Origin of the sequence: Micromonospora sp. NPDC050276 (assembly GCF_044459545.1) — a bacterium.
Lineage (GTDB): Bacteria > Actinomycetota > Actinomycetes > Mycobacteriales > Micromonosporaceae > Micromonospora.
In genome coordinates, this window is the sequence record NZ_JBITJA010000004.1 from 467,157 (window position 1) to 492,136 (window position 24,980).

Annotated in this window: 19 protein-coding genes and 2 pseudogenes; 7 read left to right on the forward strand and 14 right to left on the reverse strand. The window is 70.7% G+C overall.

Going from position 1 to position 24,980, the window contains the following annotated elements:
- The first annotated feature begins 73 nt into the window (after positions 1 to 73).
- Positions 74 to 1,633 (forward strand): OFA family MFS transporter, encoded by a 1,560-nt coding sequence (locus ACIBF8_RS11045; RefSeq protein ID WP_396782488.1) that lies wholly within the window; start codon positions 74 to 76, stop codon positions 1,631 to 1,633.
- A gap of 96 nt (positions 1,634 to 1,729) precedes the next feature.
- On the opposite strand, the gene nrfD is transcribed toward ACIBF8_RS11045, so the two are convergent.
- The 9 genes and pseudogenes from nrfD to map form a co-directional block, all read right to left on the reverse strand.
- Positions 1,730 to 2,803: an NrfD/PsrC family molybdoenzyme membrane anchor subunit gene (gene nrfD / locus ACIBF8_RS11050; RefSeq protein WP_396782364.1), complete on the reverse strand. Its 1,074-nt coding sequence runs from the start codon at positions 2,801 to 2,803 to the stop codon at positions 1,730 to 1,732.
- Positions 2,800 to 3,843, reverse strand: a complete 1,044-nt coding sequence (locus tag ACIBF8_RS11055) for a 4Fe-4S dicluster domain-containing protein (RefSeq protein WP_396782366.1) — start codon at positions 3,841 to 3,843, stop codon at positions 2,800 to 2,802. The genes nrfD and ACIBF8_RS11055 overlap by 4 nt, the downstream gene beginning before the upstream one ends.
- A gap of 3 nt (positions 3,844 to 3,846) precedes the next feature.
- Positions 3,847 to 7,122 (reverse strand): formate dehydrogenase, encoded by a 3,276-nt coding sequence (gene fdh / locus ACIBF8_RS11060; RefSeq protein ID WP_396782367.1) that lies wholly within the window; start codon positions 7,120 to 7,122, stop codon positions 3,847 to 3,849.
- Positions 7,123 to 7,267: 145 nt separating this feature from the next.
- Positions 7,268 to 8,065: a PrsW family intramembrane metalloprotease gene (locus ACIBF8_RS11065; protein WP_396782369.1), complete on the reverse strand. Its 798-nt coding sequence runs from the start codon at positions 8,063 to 8,065 to the stop codon at positions 7,268 to 7,270.
- Between the two features lie 180 nt (positions 8,066 to 8,245).
- Positions 8,246 to 8,666: pseudogene (locus ACIBF8_RS11070) on the reverse strand (ASCH domain-containing protein).
- Between the two features lie 97 nt (positions 8,667 to 8,763).
- A pseudogene (locus ACIBF8_RS11075) lies at positions 8,764 to 9,528 on the reverse strand (FkbM family methyltransferase); the annotation flags it as partial.
- Positions 9,529 to 9,562: 34 nt separating this feature from the next.
- Complete coding sequence (locus ACIBF8_RS11080) at positions 9,563 to 11,218, reverse strand: sulfatase-like hydrolase/transferase (RefSeq protein ID WP_396782371.1); 1,656 nt, start codon at positions 11,216 to 11,218, stop codon at positions 9,563 to 9,565.
- A 98-nt stretch (positions 11,219 to 11,316) separates the two neighbouring features.
- Complete coding sequence (locus tag ACIBF8_RS11085; RefSeq protein WP_396782373.1) at positions 11,317 to 12,189, reverse strand: CDP-alcohol phosphatidyltransferase family protein; 873 nt, start codon at positions 12,187 to 12,189, stop codon at positions 11,317 to 11,319.
- A 150-nt stretch (positions 12,190 to 12,339) separates the two neighbouring features.
- On the reverse strand, positions 12,340 to 13,113 hold the full coding sequence (gene map, locus ACIBF8_RS11090) for a type I methionyl aminopeptidase (RefSeq protein ID WP_396782374.1): 774 nt from the start codon (positions 13,111 to 13,113) through the stop codon (positions 12,340 to 12,342).
- Positions 13,114 to 13,177: 64 nt separating this feature from the next.
- Between map and ACIBF8_RS11095 the strand changes: the two genes are divergently transcribed.
- Entirely contained in the window at positions 13,178 to 13,480 is a 303-nt protein-coding gene (locus ACIBF8_RS11095) for a helix-turn-helix domain-containing protein (protein WP_396782375.1), read from the forward strand.
- A 93-nt stretch (positions 13,481 to 13,573) separates the two neighbouring features.
- Here ACIBF8_RS11095 and ACIBF8_RS11100 read toward each other — a convergent pair whose 3' ends face one another.
- The 3 genes from ACIBF8_RS11100 to ACIBF8_RS11110 form a co-directional block, all read right to left on the reverse strand.
- Complete coding sequence (locus ACIBF8_RS11100; protein WP_396782376.1) at positions 13,574 to 14,746, reverse strand: lactonase family protein; 1,173 nt, start codon at positions 14,744 to 14,746, stop codon at positions 13,574 to 13,576.
- 205 nt (positions 14,747 to 14,951) lie between these two features.
- Complete coding sequence (locus tag ACIBF8_RS11105; protein WP_396782377.1) at positions 14,952 to 15,272, reverse strand: LysR substrate-binding domain-containing protein; 321 nt, start codon at positions 15,270 to 15,272, stop codon at positions 14,952 to 14,954.
- A 274-nt stretch (positions 15,273 to 15,546) separates the two neighbouring features.
- Entirely contained in the window at positions 15,547 to 15,987 is a 441-nt protein-coding gene (locus tag ACIBF8_RS11110) for a hypothetical protein (protein WP_396782378.1), read from the reverse strand.
- A gap of 122 nt (positions 15,988 to 16,109) precedes the next feature.
- Here ACIBF8_RS11110 and ACIBF8_RS11115 point away from each other — a divergent pair, with 122 nt between their 5' ends.
- From ACIBF8_RS11115 to ACIBF8_RS11130, 4 genes are read left to right on the forward strand one after another with little or no spacing between them, the layout of a single operon-like run.
- The gene (locus ACIBF8_RS11115) at positions 16,110 to 17,036 is read left to right on the forward strand and encodes a hypothetical protein (protein ID WP_396782379.1); all 927 of its coding nucleotides are present in this window, start codon (positions 16,110 to 16,112) and stop codon (positions 17,034 to 17,036) included.
- Entirely contained in the window at positions 17,033 to 17,485 is a 453-nt protein-coding gene (locus ACIBF8_RS11120) for an ABA4-like family protein (RefSeq protein ID WP_396782380.1), read from the forward strand. The genes ACIBF8_RS11115 and ACIBF8_RS11120 overlap by 4 nt, the downstream gene beginning before the upstream one ends.
- A gap of 5 nt (positions 17,486 to 17,490) precedes the next feature.
- A complete protein-coding gene (locus tag ACIBF8_RS11125) occupies positions 17,491 to 18,729 on the forward strand; it encodes a sensor histidine kinase (RefSeq protein ID WP_396782381.1) in 1,239 nt (412 codons plus the stop codon).
- Positions 18,726 to 19,352 (forward strand): response regulator, encoded by a 627-nt coding sequence (locus ACIBF8_RS11130; protein WP_396782383.1) that lies wholly within the window; start codon positions 18,726 to 18,728, stop codon positions 19,350 to 19,352. Before ACIBF8_RS11125 ends, ACIBF8_RS11130 begins: the two co-directional genes overlap by 4 nt.
- A gap of 114 nt (positions 19,353 to 19,466) precedes the next feature.
- On the opposite strand, the gene ACIBF8_RS11135 is transcribed toward ACIBF8_RS11130, so the two are convergent.
- Together ACIBF8_RS11135 and ACIBF8_RS11140 are read right to left on the reverse strand one after the other, a co-directional pair.
- Entirely contained in the window at positions 19,467 to 23,333 is a 3,867-nt protein-coding gene (locus ACIBF8_RS11135; RefSeq protein WP_396782384.1) for a S8 family serine peptidase, read from the reverse strand.
- Between the two features lie 169 nt (positions 23,334 to 23,502).
- A complete protein-coding gene (locus tag ACIBF8_RS11140; RefSeq protein WP_396782386.1) occupies positions 23,503 to 24,219 on the reverse strand; it encodes a YoaK family protein in 717 nt (238 codons plus the stop codon).
- A gap of 70 nt (positions 24,220 to 24,289) precedes the next feature.
- Between ACIBF8_RS11140 and ACIBF8_RS11145 the strand changes: the two genes are divergently transcribed.
- Positions 24,290 to 24,970, forward strand: coding sequence for a GntR family transcriptional regulator (locus ACIBF8_RS11145; RefSeq protein WP_396782388.1), 681 nt, complete (start codon positions 24,290 to 24,292; stop codon positions 24,968 to 24,970).
- The last annotated feature ends 10 nt before the right edge of the window (positions 24,971 to 24,980 follow it).

Sequence of the window (24,980 nt, forward strand, 5' to 3'; positions counted from 1 at the left end):
TCGGCCAACCGCCGGGTCGGACAGCTCGGCAACGTCGCGGCCTACTCAGCCGCAGGAGGTGTGGACGATGCCCATGCTGTCGGTCTTCGATCCTCGGCACACGGTCGCTCCCCCGGGATACAGTCGCTGGCTCATCCCGACCGCGGCACTGGCCGTGCACGTGTGCATCGGTCAGGTCTATGCGACGAGTGTGTACAAGAACTCCCTCATCGCGCACTTCGACACCAGCCAGACGGCGATCGGGGCGATCTTCAGTATCGCCATCGTCATGCTGGGTTCGTCCGCGGCGGTGGGTGGCCGTTGGGTGGAGCGGAACGGACCGCGCCGGGCGATGTTCGCCTCCGCCTGCTTCTGGGCGGTCGGGTTCCTGGTCGGCGCGCTCGGCATCGCGACCCAACAACTCTGGCTCCTCTACCTCGGATACGGCGTCATCGGCGGCATCGGGCTCGGCATCGGCTACATCTCACCCGTCTCCACACTGATCAAGTGGTTTCCGGACCGCCCGGGTCTCGCCACCGGGCTGGCCATCATGGGGTTCGGCGGAGGTGCCCTGGTCGCCGGCCCGCTCGCCCGCCAACTGCTCTCCCTCTACGACTCCGGCTACAACCCCGCCAACCCGGCCGCCGTCGCGTCGGGACATGCCCTCGTGGCGCTCTTCGTCACGTTCGGTATCGGCTACTTCGTGATCATGATGTTCGGCCCGTTCAACGTCCGGGTTCCGGCGCCGGACTGGCGGCCCGCTGGGTTCGACCCCGCGAGCGTCGCCGCCAAACCTCTGGTGACAACGGCGAGCGTGTCCGCGTCGAACGCGGTGCGGACCCGGTCGTTCTGGTTGCTGTGGATCGTGCTGTTCTGCAACGTCACCGCGGGCATCGGCATCCTGGAGCAGGCAAGCCCGATGATCCAGGACTTCTTCCGGGACAACGGGACCGCCACCACGGTCTCGGTGACGGCGGCGGCCGGTTTCGTGGGAGTGCTGTCGCTGTTCAACATGGCTGGGCGCTTCGTCTGGTCGACGACGTCCGACCTCATCGGCCGCAAGCCCATCTACATGGTCTACCTCGGCGTCGGCATGGTGCTGTACCTGCTGCTCGCCGTGGCCGGCCACTCCGCGACCGCGCTCTTCGTGCTGATCGCCGCCGCGATCATCTCCTTCTACGGAGGTGGCTTCGCCACCATGCCCGCCTACCTGCGTGACCTGTTCGGCACCTTCCAGGTCGGGGCCATCCACGGCCGGATCCTGACCGCCTGGTCGGCCGCAGGCGTCGCCGGCCCGCTGATCGTCAACGGGATCCTCGACACGCAAGGCAAGCCCGGCACCCTCACCGCGGCGGCGTACCGGCCCGCACTCTTCACCATGGTCGGCATCCTCGCCATCGGGTTCATCGCGAACCTGCTGGTCCGTTCCGTGCCCGAGCGCTTCCACGAACCGGACCGAGGGGCGACCTCGCCCGTGGCGAAGGCAACCGTCACCGAGCCGGTCGCTCTCAAGCGGGAAAGCCGGCCGCCCGCGCCGCCGCGCGTCGGTAGTCAGACCGGGCGGCTCTGGTTGTCGTGGCTGCTGGTCGCCGTGCTCCTCGGATACGGCATCGTCCAGACCGCCATCACCGCCGCGAAGCTGTTCACCGGCTGACCGGTCGCGCCAGCGACAGCCCCGTCGCGGCCAGCAGACCTCGGTTCGAAACGGAAGGCGCCCGCAAGAGGGACGCCTTCCGTTTCGCCGATCCACTCAGAGCGGGGTCGCCGACCGGTTCTCGTCGAGCCGCTCCCGTTGTGGCACGACCGTGTACTTCGGATCGCGTGCCGACACCCGTCCCGCCTCGAAGACGCCGAACCGGGTGGCGACCGACGATGCCACGAGGGCGGCGCCGGAGATCGCCGACAGGACCCGGCTGCGTCGACTGACCAGCGCGGCGACGGTGCCCACGGCCAGCAGGGCGCGTCCCGCCTTGACCAGCCGGCCGCTGCGCCCGTGCGTGTAGGGCTCGCTGGTCAGGCCCTGGCGCTCCAGCCGGTGCCCTCCGCCGAGTTCGACCGCGGCGGCGGCCAGGGCGAGTCGTCGCAGCGGGGCGGTCTCCGCGGCCGGTGCCGCGATCAGCCCGACCCCGGAGGCGGCGGCGAGCGCGCTGCCGGCGAAGACGAACGGCAGCGACGGGTACGCGTCGTGCCAGGACGGCACGGCCGTGTCGGCGAGCAACACCCCGGTGTACGTCGCCAGTGCCGGCGCGGTCGCCGCGGCGGCCAGTCCGGCGACGGTGCCGATGGGCGGTGCGATCCGACGGGCGAGGCCGAGCACACCACGCTGCGGGAGCAGCGGCGCGAGCTCGGCGACGGCGGCCACGCCGGCCGCCGGCCCGAACGCGGCGAGGATCCAGGTGCCGACCGACATCGGCGAGGTCACCTTGGCGACCCGGAGCATGTGATGGAAGCGGGCCGGCTGGCCAAGGTCGTGGACCAGCAGGTACGTGCTGGCGGCGACACCGCCGAGGGCCGTCCAACGGCCCACCTTGCGCAGCCCCGGTCGTCCGGTCAGTTGGGCGCCCGCGCCGATCAGCGCGCTTCCGGCGGCGAGGCCGCCGGTGAACAGGTAGCCGGCGATGTCGTACTTCCACACCGGCGGCTTCAGAACCGGCCGGCCGTAATAGGAGGCGAAGTCGGCCGGCGGCACCGTGAGCTGCGCACCGCCGTCGCCGCCTCGTCCGCGGGGCTGCCGGTGGCGTTTCCCGTCGGGCTGACCGGGGCCGGCCTGGAACTCGCGGGGCCGGGCGCCGACCGGCTCGTTCGATGGCGTCTCGTCGGTCATTGCCGCCTACCCAGGAACGCGACCGCCGTGGCGATCGCCATCGTCATCGCCGCCAGGCCGGCACGCTTCCACATGGCCGGCAAGTCGCGGGTGGTCACAATCGGGTCCGGTGGCAGCCCGTACACCTCCGGCTCGTCCAGCAGCAGGAAGAACGCGCCATCACCACCGACGCCGTCGTTCGGGTCGTGCCCGTACAACCGCGCCTCCGGCACTCCCCGCTCATGCAGCTTCGCCACCCGCGCAGCGGCCCGCTCCCGCAACTCGTCCAGAGCCCCGTACTGGATCGACTCCGTCGGACACGCCTGCGCACACGCCGGCGTCATCCCGACCCCGAGCCGGTCGTAGCACAGCGTGCACTTCCACGCGCGACCGTCACCCTTGCGCTGATCGATGACGCCGTACGGGCAGGCGGAGATGCAGTAGCCGCAGCCGTTGCAGATGTCCTCCTGCACCACCACGGTGCCGAACTCCGTCCGGAACAGGGAACCGGTCGGGCAGACATCCAGGCAGGCCGCGTGGGTGCAGTGCTTGCACACATCCGACATCATCAACCAGCGGAAATCCGTCCGTCCCTCCGCACCCGAACCCCTTCCCGGCGGCTGCGCGCCCGGCATCCCCAGAAACTCCGGCCCGCCCGACATGCGGGCCGCCGCGGCCGGCGAGCCGGCCGGAAGGCCCGGATCCGTTCCGGTGTCGGTGCCGGTACGCGCGCCGACGGCCGCCGTGAGCGGGCTGACCGACGGCCCGTCCGGTTGCTGCTCGAACGCCGGAGTCGCCCAGCCGGCCGTGCGGGGCTGCTCCACGAACGCGACGTGCCGCCACGAGTTCGCGGTCAGGGCGCCCGTGTTGTCGTACGACATGCCCAGCAGGTCGAGCCCGCTCTCCGGCACGCCGTTCCACTCCTTGCAGGCCACCTCGCACGCTTTGCAGCCGATGCAGACGCTGGTGTCGGTGAAGAACCCCATCCGCGGCGGAGGATTCTCGTAGCCGGCGTCCGGCGCGGGGTCCAGCGGCCCGTACAGGGCGTTGGCGTGGGGCATCGGTCAGGCCTCCTGGTCGCTGCTGCTGTCGGCGACGTCGGTCGTGACCATCGGTGGGTAACGGTGGACGAGGTCCCCCGACCGCCGCCGGTAGTCGACGACGAGGTCCAACAGATCCTGTCCTCTGGGGCGTCGTCCGGGCCGGACGTCGCACGTGCCGACCTTGCTCTCCTGAATCAGGACGTTGGGGTCGAGGGTGATGCCGAACAGGTCGTTCGCCGAGTCGCCGGTCACCAGGCCCTCGTAGCCGAAGTGGTACGGCAGCCAGACCTGGTGGATGACCCGGCCATCCACGCGCAGCGGCGTGACGCGGTCGGTGACCAGCACCTTCGCCTCGACGGCCGCGCGGCTGGTGACCAGGTGGGCCCAGCCCAGGTGACTCAACCCCCGCAGCGCCGCCAACTCCGGCGACACCTCGACGAACATCTCGGGCTGCAACTCGGCCAGCGGCGACACGGTCCGGCTCATCCCACCGGCGGTGTGGTGCTCGGTGAGCCGGCTGACCGTGAACACGTACGGGAAGACCTCGCTGTGCTCCTCCGGCGGGCTCGGGTTCACCGTGTTGATCGGGTGCGTGTAGACCTTGCGGGTCGGGTTGGCCTGCTGCCGGTAGAGCGGGTTGCGCACCGGCGACTCGACCGGCTCGTAGTGGGTGGGAAGCGGGCCGTCCAGGACGCCGCTGGGCGCGTACAGCCAGCCCTTGCCGTCGCCCTGAAGGATGAACGGGTCGTCGCCGGCGATGCCCGCCACACCCGAGGTGTTGGGCGGGGGCCGGTACGTCGGCGGCTTGTTCTTCTCGAAGTCGGGCACGTCGTAACCGGTCCACTCACCCTGGTCCGGGTCCCACCAGACGTACTTCTTGCGCTCGCTCCACGGTCTGCCCTCCGGGTCCGCGGAGGCCCGGTTGTAGAGGATGCGCCGGTTCGACGGCCAGGCCCAGCCCCACTCCAGGGCGACCAGGGACTGCTCCGCGCCGGGTTTGCGGCGGGCGGCCTGGTTGACGCCGTCGGCGTACACGCCGGTGTAGATCCAGCAGCCGCCGGCGGTGGAGCCGTCATCCTTCATCTCGGTGTAGCTCGACAGCGGACGGCCGCTGGTCACGTCGTACCCGTTGATCTCGTACAGCACCGCCTCGGCGCTCGGCTCGGCGTTCGGGCCATGCGTCGGGTAGTTCCAGTTCAGGTCGAGCAGCGCCCGATCGCGCTGCCGGGTCGACTGCGCCAGCCGTTCCCGGATGATGCGGCCGAGGTGGTAGAAGAACCACAGCTCGGAGCGGGCGTCGCCCGGTGGCTCGACGGCCTTCTCCCGCCACTGCAACAGCCGCTGGGTCTGGGTGAACGTGCCCTCCTTCTCCACGTGGGAGGCGGCCGGCAGGAAGAACACCTCGGTGCGGCACTGCTCGGGCGAAATCTCGCCCGTCTCGATCTCCGGTGCGTTCTGCCAGAACGTGGCGCTCTCGATCATGAACAGGTCGCGGACCACCAGCCAGTCCAGGTTGGCCATGCCCAGCCGCTGGGCGCGGCCGTGCGCCGACCCGACGGCCGGGTTCTGCCCGAGCAGGAAGTACCCCTTGATCTTCCCGTCGATCATGTTGAGCACCTGCTGGTACGTACCGTGGTCACCGGTCATCCGCGGCATGTACCCGTAGCAGTAGTCGTTCTCGGCGGTGGCCGCGTCCCCCCAGTACGCCTTGAGCAGGTTCACCCCGTAGGCGCGGGCGTTGCCCCAGAAGCCCTTCTGACCGGGGTGCCGGATGCTGTCCACCCACTCGTCCAAGGTGGGGTGGTCGGCGTGGTGCGGCATCGGCAGGTAACCGGGCAGCAGGTTGAACAGTGTCGGGATGTCGGTGGAGCCCTGGATGCTGGCGTGCCCCCGCAGCGCCATGACCCCGCCGCCGGGGCGACCCATGTTGCCCAGCAGCAGTTGGATGATCGCGCCGGTGCGGATGTACTGCACACCCACGCTGTGCTGCGTCCACCCCACCGAGTAGACGAGCATGCTCGTCCGTTCCCGGCCCGAGTTCGCCGCCCACGCCTCGGCCAGTTCGAGGAACTTGTCCTGCGGGATGCCGCAGACCCGCTCCACCATCTCCGGCGTGTAGCGCGCGTAGTGCCGTTTGAGGATCTGGTAGACGCAGCGGGGGTGCTGCAACGTCTCGTCCCGCTCGGTCTGCCCGTTCACCGGCGCGCCGTGCGACTCGTGCTCCAACCCGGCGGCGGTTTCCCGCTGCGTCTCGGTGTCGTGCTTGGAGCCGTTGGACTCGTCACCGTTGTACTGCCAGCTGGTCTGGTCGTAGGAGGCGTTCTCCTCCTTGAAGCCGGAGAAGAGCCCGTGCAGATCCTCGGTGTCGCGGTAGTCCTCGGTCACGATCGTGGCCGCGTTCGTGTAGGCGACGACGTACTCCCGGAAGTCCAGCTCGTTGTCGAGGATGTAGCGGATCACTCCGCCGAGCAGCGCGATGTCCGTACCCGCCCGGATCGGCAGGTACGCGTCAGCCAGCGCGCTGGTCCGGGTGAACCGCGGATCGACGTGGAAGACCTTCGCACCCCGGCGCTTGGCCTCCATCACCCACTGGAAACCCACCGGGTGCGCCTCAGCCATGTTCGAACCCTGAATGACGATCATGTCGGAATTCGACAGGTCCTGCTGGTACTGGGTGGCGCCGCCGCGACCGAAGCTGGTCCCCAGACCGGGGACGGTGGCGGAGTGTCAAATACGGGCCTGGTTCTCGATCTGGAGCGCCCCCATCGCGGTGAACAACTTCTTGATGAGGTAGTTCTCCTCGTTGTCCAGCGTCGCCCCACCCAGACTGGAGATACCCAACGTCCGGTTGAGCGGTCGGCCCTCGTCGTCGACGTCCTCCCAGGTCTCGTCCCGGGCGGCCAGCACCCGATCGGCGATCATGTTCATCGCCGTGTCGAGGTCGAGGTCCTCCCACTCGGTGCCGTACGGCCGCCGATAGCGGACCTTCGTCTGCCGCAACGGGCTGGTGACCAGGCTCTTACTGGCGGCCCCCTTCGGACAGAGCCGACCCCGCGAGATCGGGCTGTCCGGGTCACCCTCGATCTGAGTAACCTGCCCGTCCTTCACGAACACCCGCTGACCACACCCGACAGCGCAGTACGGGCAGATGGACCGGGCCATCGAGTCGGCGGTATCGGTGCGGGCGGTGAGCGCCCGGGATCCGTCAGACTTGGCCGCGGCACCCCGGCCGAGCGGGTCGGTGCCGGTGAGCTGGCGGTAGACCGGCCAGCCCTCGAACCAGCTCCGCACCCCCATCGCCGCACCTTCCCGACTAATCACACCAAATGTGAACAGCCTGACAGTAGACGAGGTGCCAGCCCGGTCGCAGCGAGATCAGCAGAGAGACGCCTTCCCCGGCCCTTTTCGCGCAGGCCGGGGAAGGCGTGGTGTATCGCGGTGGTCAGCTCGGCTGGAGTTGACCGACGCCCTGCTCGCCGAAGGTGCGGTAGCGGCGCAGCTCCCAGAACAGCCAGCCGAGGCTGATGATCGCCAACACGACGAAGACCAGTGATCCGGAGAACGTGTCCCAGAGGGTGTGCAGGACGACGACACCCAGGAACGTGCCGATGAACCCGAAGAGCCGGCCGACGCTCGGGCTCGCCAACAACGCCCAGAGCGCGCCAGCGGTGAGCCCCGTCCAGGCGGTGTGACCGGCGGGCGCCGTCAGACCACGGATGAACAGCGTCTGCTCCACCGCGCCGATGTTGCCCTGCGAACTCAACAACGCGCTGAAGGCGTAACCCATCGTCTCCAACGCGGCGAACCCCATGCCGGCGGCGACACCGATGATCAGCCCGTCCGAGGGCACCCGTCGTCGGTGCTGGGCCACCACCGTGAACAGCAGCACCACCGGGACGATCAGCTTCGCCGACTCCTCGATCAGCGCCACGAACAGCATCGGCAGGGTGCCGAGGCCGCGCAGGGTGTCGTACTCCAGGGTGCCGGCGACCACCGTGCCGATCACACCACCGAAGAACGCCGACGTCACCAACACCGACGCCGGCACCTGCCACCGCCCGGTGCGGGCCTGCGCGAACGTCAGGAACGTCAGCGGCACCAGCGTCGCGCCGAGGAGGATCAGCGCTGGTACGAAATTCGGATTCTGGGTGCTGACGAGGGTCCGCAGCACCGCCATGTACAGGATCAACCCGATCACGAGCACCCCGAGCCACGCCCACCGGCGCGAACGATCACCCATACCGCGCAGTCTGGCGGACCAAGGTTACGAAGGCCAGCCACGGCGCTGAGATCCTGACGACTCCGCCTGAACCTCGCCGATCATGGAGTTGTGGTGGGCGACAAACTAACCGCCGAGCGCCATTTCGGGCACCACGACTCCATGATCGACTCGCCTTCACTCCTCGGATCGACGTGGACCTCAGACGACGTGCACCAGGCGGAAGCGTTCGGTGACCACCAGGGTGTCGTCGTCCACGGTGAAGTCGGGGTCGCCCAGTTCGACGCGTACCTCCGCGCTGCGCCAGAAACGCCTCGTGTCCCGCGCGCCACTGGGCCACCGACTCGTCGCCCTCGCCCTCGGCCAGGGCGTGTGCCAGGTCGACGTCGGCGAGCCGGACCACCCGTACGTCGGTCAGCTCGATGGCCGCGACCCGCCGACCCGCGGAGTCCACCACGGCGGACAGCTGACCCACCTCGGGTAGCGGCTCGTTCGCGCACTCGTACCCGATCAACAGGCCGGTCGTCGAGGTCTTCGCCCCGGCCAGGATCGCGCCCACCAGCTTGTCCCGCAGCGGCCCCGGAAACGCGAACTCGGCCAGCGGAAGATCATCCAGGTCCACCAGGGGAGAGTACGCGGTCGGGTACGCCGTGAGGGACCGTCTTCGACATGCTCGCCGCGAGCTGGCACGGTCTCGTCATGGCCACCTCGCGGGACACGCAGTACACGTCGCCGGAGTTCGCGGCGTGCGGCAGTTCGGCGACGTGCGCTGCCATGTCGGCCGCGGTCATCCAGCGCTGGAAGGTCATCGACTTGTCGTCGCCCAGCGCGACGTCGAAGCCGTCGAAGCCCAGCTCGGTCAGGCGATCGAGACACCGGTAGGCGACCGCGCGCGCGATGGTGGTGAACTCGAACGAGAGCGCGGGCAGTGGGCGGCTCAGGCCGGCCAGCACCTCGTCCTCGAAGCCCTCCACGTCGATCTTGGCGAAGGTCGGCACGCCGTACGTCTCGATCAGCGCGTCGACGGTGACCACCGGGACCTCGATGTCGGCGTCCCACACCTGGCCCTCCCACCCGCCCGCGCCCTCCGCCGCCCGCACGAAGTCGGGCGAGGCGGTCGACACGGTGGGGTTGGCGGAGTTGACGTGCAACCGGGTGCGCCCGGGGAGCGCGCCGCAGGCGGCGTCGACCAGCGTCACCTGGTCGTCGTCGGCGTAGATCGCCCGCAGGGCGCGCAGGCACAGCGGTTGCGGCTCCACCGCGACGACCCGGGCGCCGAGGCGACGGAAGCTGCCGATGTGGTCGCCCACGTGGGAGCCGATGTCGAAGACGAGGTCACCGCTGTTGACGAAGCGGGAGTAGAAGGCGTCCATCCGCGCGTCCCGTTCGGGATCGCCGTAGTAGACGCCCAGCGACCGGTGCAGCAGGGACAGGGCCGGGTCGGTGCGGAGCGCGGCGATCCGGGCATTGGTGACAGCCGTCATCTGTCTGGGTCCAGTCCGTGAGAGGTGGCCGGGGTTACGGCCCGAAGGCGGTCAGGAACCGGTCCCGGAAGGCGTCCATCCGCCAGACCGGGGCCTGCGGCCCGGGTTTCAACCCGTCCTGCCAACCCCACCCGGAGATCCGGTCCAACACGGCCCGGTCCCGGGTGACGATCGAGATGGGTACGTCGTGGCTGGCGTTCTCGCCGGTGACGACAGCGGCGGGTTGGTGGTCGCCGAGGAAGATGAACACGAGGTCGTCGTCTCCGTAGGTCTGCACGTAGGAGATGAGCGCGCCGAGGGTGTACTCGATGGACTTCCGGTAGTCCGCCCGGATCTGGGTGGTGTTCCGGCGTCGGTCGTCGGACTTGCCATCGTCGGCCCCGCGGTAGACCGTGCCGTCGCCGACGTCGGCCCAGTCCAGCAGCGGCGGGACGGGCGTCCAGGGTGCGTGACTCGACACCAGCGCCAGCTCGGTCATCACGTTGCCGTCGCGCTTCGCCTGCTCCAGCCGCTGCCAGCTGGCCAGCGTGTACTGGTCCGGCGGGGTGCCGAAGCTGAACTTCGGGCCGCCGTACGCCAGAGTCTTGGCGTTGTAGAACCGGTCGTAGCCGAAGAAGGAGCCCTCCGGCCACGCCCTGGTGACGGCGGGCATCACGCCCACGGTCTGCCAGTTGGCCCGTCGGAAGGCGCCGTTGAGGGTCATCCGGTCACTGGCCAGCAGGGTGCGGTGTCGCTGGTCGTTGTCGATCCAGAGCCCGGAGAGCAGCGTGTCGTGTGCGAGCCAGCTGCCGCCGCCGAAGGTCGGTGAGGTGAGGAAGCCGCTCTGCGCGGCGAACCCTGCCGCGCCCAGCTCGCTGGTGCCGCGGTCGAGGACCGCACCGACCTGCGGCGCGAACTCCGGGTCCTCGACGGCGTCCCGGCCGTAGCTCTCCACGAAGGCGACGACCACGTTCTTGCCGCGCAGCGCGGTCAGTAGCTGGTCACCCGGGGTGTCGCCGAACCTGTCGGCCTCGATCAGGGCACCGAACGTCTCCCGGTCGTCGAGCCGCAGGCGCACCTGGAAGCCGTGGCCGTTGGCCAGGGTGGTCGCGGACGTGTCGGCGACCGTGACGCCCTCGGTCACCCGCACGTTGAACGCCGCGCAGGCCACCCAGACGACCACCAGCGCGGCGACGATCCGGGTGGTCCCGGTGCGGTGCCGGACCAACAGCCGCCGCAGTCGCCGCATCGACAGCGTGACCAGCACGGGCAGGCCCACCGCCACCACCGCCAGGGTGATCGCGGCACCGATGGCGGCGGGCCGACCGTAGGACTCGCTGAGGAAGGCGAACCCCTCGTCGAGCAGCGCCCAGTCGAGCACCGGATCGAACGCCCGGCTCAGCGAGGCGGAGAAACCCAGGTCGAGCAGCTTCAACAGGCCGAGCAGGCCGAGGGCCACGCCGGCGAGCGTCGCGACCAGCCGGCTGCCACGCGACGGCAGGGCGAGTAGCAGGGCCACGACCAGCAGCGCCTCCAGGGGGATCCGGACGAACCCCGCCGGGCTGAGCCGGCCGAAGTCGTACGGCACGGTGAGCACGAGCAGCACGAGCAGCGTGGCCAGCACGGTCGTCAGCCGGGCCACGCTGGAGCGTTTCGGCCGAACCTCGACGTCGGTGCTGTCGGCGGTGCCGCCCGAGAGCTCGTCCCTCATCGCCCTCCGTCCCTGGCTCGGCAGCTGACGTACGCGCGTCATGAGCGACAACCCGGGCATCCTTCCATGATCACTGATGGTGTGGTCGCCGGGGCGGCTCAGACGCGGGCGATCCCGCGTCGGACCACGGCGACCGTCCGACGTTCCGGCCAGGACAGTCCATCGGTCTTGCCCGAGCCGAGCCCGACCAGCCCCACTCGGGCGCTCGGGGTGCTGTGGCTCACCGGGCTGCTTGCCTCCTGGGCCAGCGCGGCCGGGGTGTCGTGGCTGACGGTGTGGCGGAGGTGCCGGGTCGTCCAGAGCCACGCGACGTCCCGCCCGAACGACTCGACCAGCAGCGCCAACGACGCCACCAGCACGATGGTCGTCATGGGCCCGGGTAGCGCGTCGCCCATCGCCACCGTCAGCACCACGCCCTGGATGGCGGCGACGACCTTGCGCCAGTAGCGCGGCGGCAGGGATCCGCGCATCCAGCCCAACACCCAACTCGCAGCGACGAAGACGTACCGCATCGCGCCGATCACGAGCACCCAACCACCCACGGCGGGGGCCACGTGCAGGCAGAGCACCAGGACCAAGAAGGAGTCGATCTCCATGTCGAAGCGCGCGCCGAGCTCGCTGGTGGTCCCGGTGCGTCGGGCCGTGTAGCCGTCCACGGCGTCGAGGACCAACGCCACACTGGTGAGGACGACCATCAGGGTGACCGGCGCCGATCGGCCGAACGAGTCGGCGGCCAGAGCCGTCACGCCGCCGACGAGGATCGCCCGGCTCAGGGTCACCCGGTCGGCCGGGCTCAGCGCGCGCGCGCCCGAGCGGGACATCCCCCGGCTGAGCAGGGCGCACAGGGCCACCCCGTACGCCAGCCCGGCCACCCAGCCCGCCGCGCCCAGGCCGACCGTCTCCGCGAGCACCCCCAGCAGGACGATCTGCACGAGCAGGCCGATGACCGGACCAGTTCGAACCATTGACATCGTGCCTCCGCGACTCTGGTGGGTGCCCCTGACCGTCATCACGGAAAATATGACCGATCGGTTCATTCTGAACGCGACCCGGCAGGGTGCCACGGAGGGACGTGCCCCGTCGGTGGCCGGTAACCGTCCACCGTGGTCGTGGCGTCGGGGTCAGGACGTGGGCCGGGTGAGCACGTCCGCGCCGTCGTCGGTGATGGCGATGGTGTGCTCGCTGTGCGCCGTCCGGCAGCCGGTCACGCTGCGCAAGGTCCAGCCGTCGGCGTCGGTGACGAGCGTGGCGGTGTCCGCCATGACCCAGGGCTCCAGCGCCAACAGCAGCCCTGGGCGCAGCCGGTATCCGCGGCCGGGCCGTCCCGTGTTGGAGACGTGCGGGTCCTGGTGCATCGTCGACCCGACGCCATGGCCACCGAACTCGGTGTTGATCGAATATCCGGCCGCGCTGAGGACCGAGCCGATCGCGTGGGAGATGTCGCCGATGGGAACGCCGGGGCCGGCCGCGGCGATCCCCGCGGCCAAGGCGCGCTCGGTCGCCTCGATCAGCGCGAGGCTCTCCGGAGGTCGCGCGTCGCCCACGACGAAGCTGATGGCGGAGTCGGCGACGACCCCGCCCTGGGAGACGGCGAGGTCGAGCGAGAGCAGATCGCCGTCGGCGAGCGCGTAGTCGTACGGCAACCCGTGCAGCACGGCGTCATTTACCGACGTACAGATGTAGTGGCCGAACGGCCCGCGCCCGAAGGACGGCTCGTAGTCGACGTAGCAGGATTGCGCATCAGCCTCGACGATCATGGCCTGCGCCCACCGGTCGATGTCGAGGAGGTTGGTGCCGACCACGCAGCGACTCTTCAGCGTCTGCAGGATGCCAGCGACCAGCGCGCCGGTGTCCTTCGCGCGCAGCACGTCGGTGGGGCTCAGGATCTCGATCATGCAGCGCCTTCCTCGCGGACCAATAAGTATCCCGGCCATATTATCCCGGTACTAGAATCGGGGCATGGTCAGGTTGCCGCTCACTCCCGCAGAGGTCGAACGCGGACAGCGCCTCGGCGCCCTCTTGCGTCGAGCCCGCGGAGAGCGTTCGATGCTCCTCACCGCGCTGGACGCGGGCGTCTCGCCGGAAACCCTCCGAAAGATCGAGTCCGGCCGGATAGCCACCCCCGCCTTCCCGACCATCGCGGCGATCGCCGACGTCCTGGGCCTCTCCCTCGACGCTGTCTGGTCGGAGATCAACACGTCGGAGGGCGGTGCCGAGCTCCCCCGGCCAGCTCGCGCGGCGCGCGAGCGGCTGGCCTCGTAGTCGCGACTCCGCCGCCGCAGCGCGACGCGTCGGCCGGCGACCAAACGGAGCTGGCCCCGGCCGAGGAACGACCGGGACCAGCGGGTGGTGCGCTCAGGAGGCGGCGATGCCCTCCATGCCGATGCCGTCGGTGAACTTCGGCAGGCCCTCCACGGTGGTGACGAGCTTCAGCGAGCCGTCCCTGCCCACCTCGTAGCCCTGCACGTTGCCGGCGGTGGCGTTCTGCACGTATAGGAAGCCGTCGCTGGTGGTCATGTCGATCGACCCGCCGCCGGTGTCGGCGGCGACCGCCTTGACCAGTTCCAGCTTGCCGTCGTCGTTGACCCGGTAGGAGCTGATGGTGGAGGTGCCGGCGTTGGCGACGAAGAAGTACTCGCCGACGCGCTGGATCCAGCACGTCGCCTGCTGGCCGTTGGGCACTGACGGCCCGACCTGGTCGAGCGCGCCGTCGTCCTCCAACTCGAACCGGCTGACCGCGTTCGCGCCCGACTCGGTGACCAGCAGCGAGTCCTTCGTGTCGAAGGTGAAGCCGAACGGGGTGTTTCCCGCGTCGCTGATGACCGGGTTGCGGGACAGCTCGCCGTGGCGACCGATCTCGTAGCTGAACATGACGTTCGCGCCCTTGGTCGACACCAGCACGAACTCGCTCTCCGGGTCGATCTTGACCTGGGCCGGGGCGGTCCCGAACGCGGGCGGGTTGCCGTTGTGCAGCCCGAGCGACCGGTTGGCGTCCTCGATCCGGGACAGCCGCCCCTTGTGCAGCTCGAAGCCCTGCACCGACCCCTCGCCACCGGCGTTGAGGACGTAGACGAGATCACCCCGGGCCGCGACGCTGACCGGCAGCAGACCGCCGGACCAGATCACCTGGAGCTTGTGCAGCCTGGTGCCCTCGACCCGGAAGACCGTCACGGTGTTGCTGCCGGCGTTCACCGCGAACAGCAGCCCCTTGTGGTAGGTCAGGGAACCCTGCGAGGCCAGCGCGTCGAGCGGCGCGCCGATGGTGAAGCCGCCCAGCCCGCCGGTCTCGTACTCACCCGCCTTGGTGAGACGGCCGTCCTCGTCGCGGTCGTACACCTTGATGGTGTTGCCCTCGGCCTTGTTGGTCTGGACGAAGACCGCGCCCTCGTCGCCGTGGTGGTGATCACCCCCCTTGCGGTCGTCGTGGTACCCAGGGCCACCGCCATCGGCGAAGGCGGTCCCGGGGATCGATCCGATGCTGGTCAGACCTGCCAGGAGGGCTGCCGCGAATGCGACACTGCGCTTCATCACTGACTCCTTATGCACCCGAAGGGAGGAATACGAATTTTCCTCTCCTTCGAAAGTTATCGGAGAAGTTAGGCGCGCCCGTCGTCCTTACCCTAAAGCGGTAATTTTGTGCCGTTGCGTGGAATGAACAGACATATGCGCGGAGGTAGCATAGGGCGAAGCGAACCTTCGGCCTATCAGGGTAGAAACTCGGCGGCCAGGTCAATCAGCGCACGGCCGGCGGCCCAACCGGGCGGCCCACCGGGGTGGCCAGGGACGGCGTCCAGTTCAGGTCGGCGCCGGTGACGGTCAGCCGCACACCGTGGTCGTCGGCGACGGCGAAGCGAGGCAGCAGCGCGATGCCGAACCCGTGCCGAACGTGGTCGGCGCCGGTGGCGATGTCCGGGATCTCGATCGTGACGCGCCGGGACAGATTGGCGGCCGCGAACGCCCGGTCGGTCACGGCCCGAGCGCCCGATCCGCAGGCTGACGGTGATGGCGTCTCAGAACCACCGGATGGGATGCTGCAGAGGTGATTCGCCGACACGCCGTCTGGCTCGGTCTGGCGATCGGGCTGCTCACCGGCTGCTCCGAGCCGCCGTACCCACTACCTGACCGGAACGCGGCTGACGTGCGGGCTGAGGAGGAGCGTCTCGCGACGCTCCTCCCCGCCGAGCTGCTGGGCGGACCCGGCACCTGCGAGGTCCGACTGCTGGGGCGAGAGGGCTCTTCGTCGTTTGCCTGGGCGCACTGCGAATCAGCATCGGGAGCCGGGGTCGTCTCCGGCGTCTCCACACCCGTGCGGGTGGACGGCGATCGCGTCACACAGCCCGGCGACGGGAGCGCATACTCCCCGAGCGTGCGTCGCATGTTCCCGGAGCGGCTGGCCGAGGTTGTCCTCGATGAGGACACCAGGCTGCGGCCCTGACGGATCCGGGCGACACCGACATCGCTGAGGCGAGACGCCCCCGGAGGGCCAGCGCCATCGCCTGCTCGACCACCGGCGCGTCCTCGGCACGGCGGCGCATCCCCGAGTCGAGCGCCCGGTAGGCCGCCCGGTCGTCCATCGTGAACTCGCGCAGGATCCGCGCGTTGTCGAGCACCCGGGCCAACCCTTCAAGCTCCTTCGACCCGCCGTACTCCAGGTCCTTGGGCTCATCCCGCTGGATGAAGATGATGGTGTTGCCCGACGGGTCGACGATGCTGAACCGCGACGCCCCGGCGCGGTAGCGGGTTATCCGGGGCAGGCCCTTGACCAGCACCGCCGAGCGGCTTCGACGGGTTTCGTCTCCTACCCAGGGAGGAGGACCGCTCCGACCACCGGCCGCAACCAGGGCTCGGGGTCGGACGCGATCGACCGTCCCGGCCACGAGCATCTACAGGCATGACAACCGTGCTGCGCCGGGCGACGCGTTGGAACCGCCCCCTGATGTTCCTGGTATCCGTGATGGCGGTGCTCGCCGTCGTCACCGTGGTCGGCATCCTCGTCGACCCGCGCGTCCTCACCGGGGCGCCGATCTGGCTCAAGCCGTTCAAGTTCGCGGTGTCCTTCGTGCTGTACGGCGCGACACTCGCCTGGATGCTCTCCCTGCTGCCACGACGCAGCCGGGCCGTCGAGAGGGCGGCCGTCGTCATCGTCGCGGTGGCGGTCGTCGAGATGATGGTGATCGTCGGTCAGGTGGTACGCGGGCAGACCAGCCACTTCAACGACAGCACACCCCTGAACACCGCGCTGTTCGCGACGATGGGTGCGGCGATCATGGTGCTGTTCCTCGCGCACCTCGTCATCGGGATCGTGGTCCTGATCCAACGGATCCCCGACCGGGTCGCCGCGACCGCCGTCGGGTGGGGGCTCGGCCTGTCCCTGCTGGGCATGCTCGCCGCGGTGCCGATGGCGCTGCCGATGCAGGACCCGGGGATCGAGGGGATCGGTGGGGCGCACAGCGTCGGCGTAGCCGACGGTGGTCCGGGGTTGCCGGTGGTCGGCTGGAGCACCACCGGCGGTGACCTGCGGATCGGGCACTTCGTGGGGCTGCACGCCCTCCAGGCGCTGCCGATCCTGGCGATCCTGCTGAGCCGGTTCGCGACGCGGCTGGACGAGCGCACCCGGGCCCGGCTGCTGGTCGTCGCGGGCGCCGCGTACGGCGTACTCACGGTGATGTTGACCTGGCAGGCCCTGCGCGGGCAGCCGCTGCTGCGCCCGGACGCCGGCACGCTCGTCGCGGTCGCGGCCCTGGCGGTCGCGACGGCGACCGCCACCGTTCTGGTGCTGGCCCGCCGGCGCCGCCCGGACGTGGCGCTGGCCGCATGACCGCGACGCTGTTCTCGCTGACGTTCGCGGTGGCCGCGCCCTTCTGGGCGCTGATGATCCTGCTGCCCCGCTGGTCGTGGACCGCCCGGATCATCGCCTCGCCGCTGATCGTGCTGCCGGTCGTGGTGATCTACGCACTGCTGGTGCTGCCGGCGTTCGGCGACGTGCTGCCGGCCGTGACGTCGCCGACCCTGGCCGGGGTGCGCGACCTGCTCGGCACCTCCGACGGGGCGGCGGCGGGTTGGGCGCACATGATCGCGTTCGATCTGTTCGTCGGACGGTGGGCATGGCTGGACAGCCGGGAACGGGGGGTGCCGGCGCTGGTCATGGCCCCGGTGCTGGTGCTGACCATCCTGCTCGGACCGCTCGGACTGGCCGCGTACCTGGCGGTCCGGCCCCGGTGGCGGCGGACGTCGACCGCAGCCACCGGCCCGCAGCGCCTAGGCTGACCACCGTGAGCTGGTTGGGGCGACTGTTCGACATGCGGGACACGCTCGTTCGGATGGTGCTGCTCGACCTCAGCGGGCTGGGCTACCTGCTGTTCGTCCCGCACTCCACCAGCACACCCACGCCGACACAGTGGATCCTCGCGGTGCTCGCGTTCACCGTGGCACTGGCGGCGCACCGTCGGCCGGTGGTCAACCTGGTGGCGCAGGCCGCCCTGCTGGCGGTCGCGATCAGCCTGCTCGACGACTTCACCATCAACCAGGTCGGTGCCAGCTGGGCGTTGCTCGAGGTCACCATGCGCGCGCGCCGTCCCCGCACCATCTGGCTGGCGACCGCGCTGCTGGTCGCGGTCGACCTGACCGACTCGATCGGCGACCCGGTCGGCCAGGTCGCCTCCGGCGTCGTCGGGCTGGCCCTGGAGGTCGGCGTACCGGTGCTGCTCGGCCTCGTCATCCGCGCCAACCGGGAGCTGAGTCGGCAGGCCGTGGAGCGGGCCAGGGCCGAGCAACGCCAGCACGAGTCGGAGAGTCGCGCGGCCCGCGCCGACGAGCGCAGCGCCATCGCCCGCGAGCTGCACGACGTCGTCGCGCACCACGTGGCGTCGATGGTCCTGCGGGTCGGCGTGGCCCGACACGTGCTCACCGACCTGGATCCCCGGGTCAGCGAGGTCTTCGACGACGTGCACGGCACCGGCACCGCGGCCCTCGCGGAGCTGCGCCGGCTGGTCGCGGTGCTGCGCAACCCCGATGGGGTACGCGGTGACGCGGCGTTGACCGCGATCGAACCCGCCGCGCTGCCGGCGGCGATCGGCGCGTCCATCGACCGGGCCCGTCAGGCGGGTGTCACCGTGGAGGCCGACCTCGACCCGGCGATCGGTTCCCTCGACGCGGTGCGCGGCATGGCGGTACTGCGACTGACCCAGGAGGCACTGACCAACGTGGCCAAACACGCGGGGACGGGCGCGCTCGCGCGCCTCGTGGTCGCCGTTCGGGACGGCTCGGTGCACTGGGAGGTCACCGACGACGGGCGTGGTGGGGTGCCGGCGGGGGTGCCGGCCGGTGGTGGGCACGGCCTCACCGGGATGCGCGAGCGCGTCGAGGTCCTCGGCGGCCGGCTGGAGGCCGGCCCGACGGGGACGGGATGGCGGGTGCGGACCGAGCTCCCGGCCGCCGCCGAGCCGTCCGCCCGGTCACTGCCCCGCGAACGGGAGGCCCCGACCGGATCACCCGCGCCGGAGCCGGCGTGATCCGGGTGCTGCTGGTCGACGATCAGCACCTCATCCGAGCCGGGCTGCGCATGCTCTGCGACGCCCAACCCGACATCGAGGTCGTCGGGGAAGCCGACAACGGCCGGGAGGCGATTGCGCTCGCCGGGCGGCTCCTGCCCGACGTCGTCGTCATGGACCTGCGCATGCCCGGCGTCGACGGGATCACCGCGACCAGCCGGATCCTCACCGAACGCCCCACCACCCGCATCCTGGTGCTGACCACGTTCGGCGACGACGACCACCTCTACCCCGCCCTGACCGCCGGAGCCTGCGGGTTCCTGCTCAAGGACGCGCCCCCCACCGAGCTGCTGGACGGCATCCGCCGGGCCGCCGTCGGGGACAGCCCGTTCAGCCCGGAGGTGCTGCGCCGCCTCGTGCAGCGCGCGGTGCACGCCCGCCCCGAGGCACCCCCGGCGCTGCCGGGACTGACCGCCCGGGAACGGGACGTGCTCAACCTGGTCGCCGACGGCCTGTCCAACACCGAGATCGCCGACCGACTGCACATCGGGGTGACCACGGTGAAGACCCACATCACCAGCCTGATGACCAAGACGGACAGCCCCAACCGGGTACGTCTGGCCCTGTTCGCTCGCGGTGTCTGACGGTCAAAGCCGCACGCCCCGGCTGCAGCTCGGCAGGTTCATCGCCCGCAACGACTGGCTCTGAGCCCGAAGGCGGGGCCTGCCGGCACTGGAGGTGTCGGCAGGCCCCGGTGCTCACTTCGTGACCGTCACCGACACGGTGACCGGAGTGGACGCGCCCTTCGCACCGTTGTTGGTGACCAGCAGCGTGGCGACGTACGTGCCGGGCACCAGGCCGGTGGTGTCCACGGTGATGGTCAGCGCGCCCTTCTCCCCCGGCGACACCTCGCCGGAGGTCGCGGCAGCCAGCCACGGCACGTCGCTGTACGCCGGCAGCGAGCCGTCGACGTGGTAGACCTTGCCGCCGTACGGCCGACCGGTCGCGTTGGCGAGCACCCACAGGTTGCCCTGCTCGTCCAGGTCCAGCCCGGCGCCGCTGAGCGGGTTCGGGTCGGGGTCGGGCACCGAGGCGAGCGGCTGGCAGGTGGCCGGGTCGAGCGCCCAGATCGACTCCTTGGAGTCCTGGTTGATGCCCCACAACACGTTGTGTTCCTCGTTGAGGGCCAGGCCGGTCATCCACGGGATGGGCGGCGTGCACTCCCCCAGCACCGAACCGGGCTGCGGGTGGGACAGCCCGGCGAGGTGCCGGATCCGGTTGTCGCCGCTGAGGTAGAAGGTGTCGTCCGAGGCGCGGTAGGCGAGCCCGTAGTAGAGCTTGCCGGCCCACGGCCCGGTGATGGTCTCCTTCACCTCCAGGGTGTCCGGGTCGAAGCACACGATCGGCAGGTCCCCGACGAACGACATCTTCGGCGCGCACATCAGGTCCCGGCTCGGCACGTACGCCATGTCCGAGGGCCAGCCGTCGATCGGCAGCACACCCTTGCCCAGTGACCGGCCGTCCGTGTTGAAGCGCTGCATCTGCCCGAACAGGTACGAGTTGGAGACGATCAACTCGCCGTTGCGGTAGCCGACGCCGTAGGCGTTGTAGAGCTCCTTGAGGGGGAAGGAGCTGAGCTGCCGGCCGGGGATGCCGGTCGGCGGGGTGGGCGAGTTGATCTCCCGGGCCAGCCAGGTGGCCGGCAGGTCACCCTGGTTGGTCAGGGTCACCGTCGCGGTCCGGGTCACCCCGGCCCGGGCGGTCACCGAGACCGCGTTCTTGTTGGCCAGCAGCAGTGGCGTACGCAGCGCCAGGTCGTGCTTGACGACCGTCGACTCGACCACGTCGACGGTGCTCGCCGGCAGGTCGTAGCCCGGTTGCAGAGCGGTCACCGTGACCGGCCCGGCCGGCGCCTCGGACTGGTAGAAGCCGTCGGCGTCGGTGGTCGCGGTGATCGGTTGCGGCGCGTCCGGCGATTCGATCCGTACCGTCGCGCCGGCCAGCGGCTGACGGTCGTTCGCATCCCGCACCGTGCCCCGCAGCAAGCCACGACCGACCACCCGGAAGGTGATCGCGTCGGCCGCGTCGAGCACCTGCTCGTCCCGCGAGTACGTCAGCGCGTCGCGGCCGGTGGCGTCCTCGATGCCGACGGTCGCCGAGCCGCCGGTCCCCGCCGCGGCGGCGGCGAGCTTGCGGTACTGGATGGTGACGGTGCCGTTCTCGCCGAGGCGCACCTGGACGTCGACCCGGGTCTTCGGCGCGCTCTTCAACGCGGCGCGGTTCCAGGTGACCACGAACTGTCGGGCCGTGCCGGTGCCGGACACCTTGGTACGCACCGTCGAGGCGTGGTCCAGGACCAGGTCGTCCCAGAACGCGTAGACGGCCGGTGCCGAGACCGCCGGGGCGGGCAGCGCACCGTTGTCGCCGACCGAGGTGCCCGCGTCGCCGCCGAAGGTCAGGTACCCATCGGTGTGCACGGTGAGCTGACGGTAGGTGCTGCCGTAGAACGTCATCGGGAACGGCAGATCGACGGCTCGGCTCGCGGTGTCGCCGGTGAGGGCCAGCACGCTTCCCCCGTCGGCCCACTGCGCGGCGGCCGTCCCCGCCTGGTAGCCGTGCCGGTCGGCCTTCGCGGCGAGCGCCACGTCCACCGTCTCCGGCCCGTCGACGGTCAGCGCGACGGTCTTCGGCGCCAGCCACCGGCCGTACTCGACCAGCAGGTCGTAGTCGGCCTCGGGCAGCATCCCGGTGTAACGACCGTCGGCGTCGGTGACGAACGGCGGGAACGTCTCCCCGGCGAGCGCCAACCGGGCGCCCGCCACCGGCCGGCCCGCCGGGTCGGTGACCCGACCCTGGATCGCCTGCCACGCCGCGGGTGCGGACAGGTCCAGCGTCAGATTGGTGGTGCCGCTGCTCGACACGGTGATGGTCTGCCGTACGGTCCGCCGCGCGAAGAACGACGCGGTCAGGGTGTACTCCCCCGCCGGGACCCGACCCAGCTGGACCGTGCCGCGCGCGTCGGTGCGGGCGGTGCGGGTGACCAGGGCGGAGGTCAGGGTGATCTTCGCCCCGGACAGCGCCGTGCCGTTCAGGGTCGCGTGCACCACGACGCCGCCGAGTTGCGCCGTCGAGGCCTGGGTCACCAGGTCGTACGCGTCGAGCCGGCCCTCGCCGTAGACGTTGTTGTCGGCCGGGGTGCCACCACACTGCAGGTCGTTGACGTCGTGCGCGGTGCGGTCCAGCAGCTCGCGGGTGGTTGCCAGGTCGCGGCGCAGGTTGGGCACCGCCGACCAGGCCAGGGCGACCGCGCCGGCGACGTGCGGAGCGGCCATGGAGGTGCCGTCGCTCATGCCCCAGTCGCTGCCCGGCACGGAGGAGAGGATGCCCACCCCGGGAGCCGTGACGTCCGGCCGTACCGCGCCCTCGCGGCCCGGCCCACGGCTGGAGAAGTCAGCGATCACACCGGTGGCGTTGGTCGCGCCGACGGCGTACGCGAGGGGGTTGGTGGCCGGGTGGCCCGCCGAGCCGCACGGCTCGGGCAACTCCTTGGCCTCGTTGCCGACCGCGAAGACCGGGAAGATGCCGGCGGCGACCCAGGAGTCGATGATGGTGTCGTAGAAGGTGGGGTCACCGTCGTGGCCGCCCCAGGAGTTGTTGATGATGTCCGGCGCGAGGTCCGGGCGGGGGTTCTCGCCGTTGTGGTCGGTCGGCGCGAGCATCCACTGACCGGCGGCGAGCAGCGCGCTGTTGCTGCAGTAGTTGGCCTCGCACCCCTTGGCCGCGATCCAGCGGGCACCCGGGGCCACACCGGTGATCCGCCCGTCGCCGTCGTCGCCGACCATCGTGCCGACCGTGTGGGTGCCGTGCCCGTAGTTGTCGCAGGGCGTCGACGGCTGGCAGATCCCGGTCGGGTCGTACCAGTTGTAGTCGTGCGTGAAGGTGCCGTCGCCGTCGTTGCCACGGTATTGGCGGACCAGGGCCGGGTGGTCGTACTGCACACCGGAGTCGACGCTGCCGACGACGATGCCCTCGCCGCGGGTGCCGTACTCGCGCCAGACCTTGTCGGCGCCGAGCGACGTGAGGTTCCACGGCAGCTGCGGGTTGTCGGCGGAGGCGCCGGCGGTGCGGACCGGCTCCGCGAGCTTGGTCCCACCGATCGCGGTGATTCGCGCGACGTCCGCCCGGCCGGCCAGCTCGGTCACCAGCTTCAGGTCGCCGGTGACCTCGATGATGTTCGCGATCCAGTACGGGGTGAAGTCGGCGTGCCGATTGCGCAGCAGGGAACGGAGCCCGCGCTGGGTCTGCTCAGCATGGGCCAGCTTGGTCTGGTAGACCCGCGTGGTGCGGGCGACCCGGCCGGCCCGGCCACCGGCGGCCCGCTCGACCCGGTCCAGGTCGCTCTGGTCCAACGTGGCTTCGTCGGCCAGCTCGACGAAGAAGCTGGCGTTGGTGCCGGCACGGGCCGAGCCGAGCACCCGCGGGTCCACCTTGCGCAGTGGGTCGACCGCGCCGTTGCTCGGCGCGGGCGCGGCCACGGCCGCGCCGGTCGGCAGTGCGAGCACGATGGCCAGCGCCGCACCGACGGCACCGATGGCTCGACGTGTCCGCTGTCTGGGTCTGAGCATGACGTACGTCCCTCCCTCAGGCGGTCGCCCGGGAGGGCCGACACCGCCGTCGCCGATTCTCAGGCGACGGGCATCCGGTTGAGCCGCGTGAGCACTGGCGGAGCACGGACATGGCGGGTTTCCGCCATCCTGCGTTGGCCACGCCGACACCGGCACGCCACCACAACGGTCAGGCCCGCATCCGCGCGGACACGGCGATGACGAGCACCAGCGGCACGATCAGCAGGGCCGGGGCGACGGCCGGCAGGTGCAGAGCGACCAGGGCGCCGACCGCCGCGCCGACCATGAGGGCCAGCAGCACCTGCGCCTTGGGGCGCAGGCTGGCCCAGGGGCTGCGCGCGGCGACGCCGGCGATCAGGCTGGTGAGCGTGCCGGTCAGGTAGGTGGAGGACAGGCCGGGCACGCCGAAGCGTTGGATCGCGCTGCTCTGCACCCCCAGCGCAACGGCGGACAGCATCAGCAGCGCCAGGTGCACACGTGCGTCGGGGGCACCGAGGGTGACCTCCCAGGCGACGGCGAACACGACGAACACCGACAGCTCCAGGACCAGCGCCCAGGTGACCCGCCGTGGCCAGACCGGATCGTCCGGTTGTGCCGAGCCGACGACGCGGGCGCCCGCGAGGACGCCGACGATGAAGCTGACGATGGCGCAGCCCGACGTCAGGGCCAACTCGGCCTCGCCCCGACCGGCCGAGAGTCCGAGCAGGACCATGTTGCCGGTCATCACGCTGGCGAACGCGCCGCCGAGGGCGAGGAAGCCGAGAGCGTCGGCGCTCCCGGTGAGGAAGGTGAGGGCGACGACGAGCGCGTGCCGTCTGCGCAGCAGGCGCTGGTCCTGGTGGGGCGCGAGGCGGGGGTGGGTGACGCGGGGCGCTGTGCTCGACACTGTCGGCCACCTTCCAATAATTGTTCTTCGTATACACTTTGTCCGGACACGTTCACGGAGAGGCGACCAGGTGGCTGAAGACCTGCGGGACAAGCTCGGCGCGCAACACCTGCCGCTACGCGATCAGGTCCTCGCCGCGCTGCGGACCGCCATCATCGACGGCGACTACCCGCCCGGTGAACGGCTGACCGAGGACCGGCTCGCCGAGGACTTCGGCGTCTCCCGCAACCCCGTCCGGGAGGCGTTGCGGGTCGCCGAGGCGGAGGGGTTCGTGGTGATCCTCCCCCGCCGGGGAGCGGTCGTCGCCTCACCGAGCAGCGGGACCATCGCCGACATGTTCGCCGTACGCGAGCGCCTGGAGGCGCTGGCCGCCCGGCTGGCCGCCGAGCGGGCGACCGCGGCGGACGTGGCGTCCCTGCGTGCCCTGTTGGAGCAGGGGCGCGAGGCGACGCAGCGGCAGGACCTGGCCCGGGTCGCCGAGCTGAACAGCACCCTGCACCTGCGCATCCTCCAGATCAGCGGAAACCCCTGGCTGTCGTCGATCGCCAAGTCGCTCTACCTCCATGTCCAGTGGGTGTTCCGGCTCGGGGCCGCCGAACGCGCGCCACACTCGTGGGCCGAGCACATCCAGCTCGTCGACGCCATCGAGTCAGGCGACGGGGACCGCGCCGAGCGGGCCGCACTCGACCACCTCGACGCGGCCTCCGCCGCGGCGTACGAGAACGCCGAAGGCGGCTACGCCACCCGCTGACGGCGGCGTG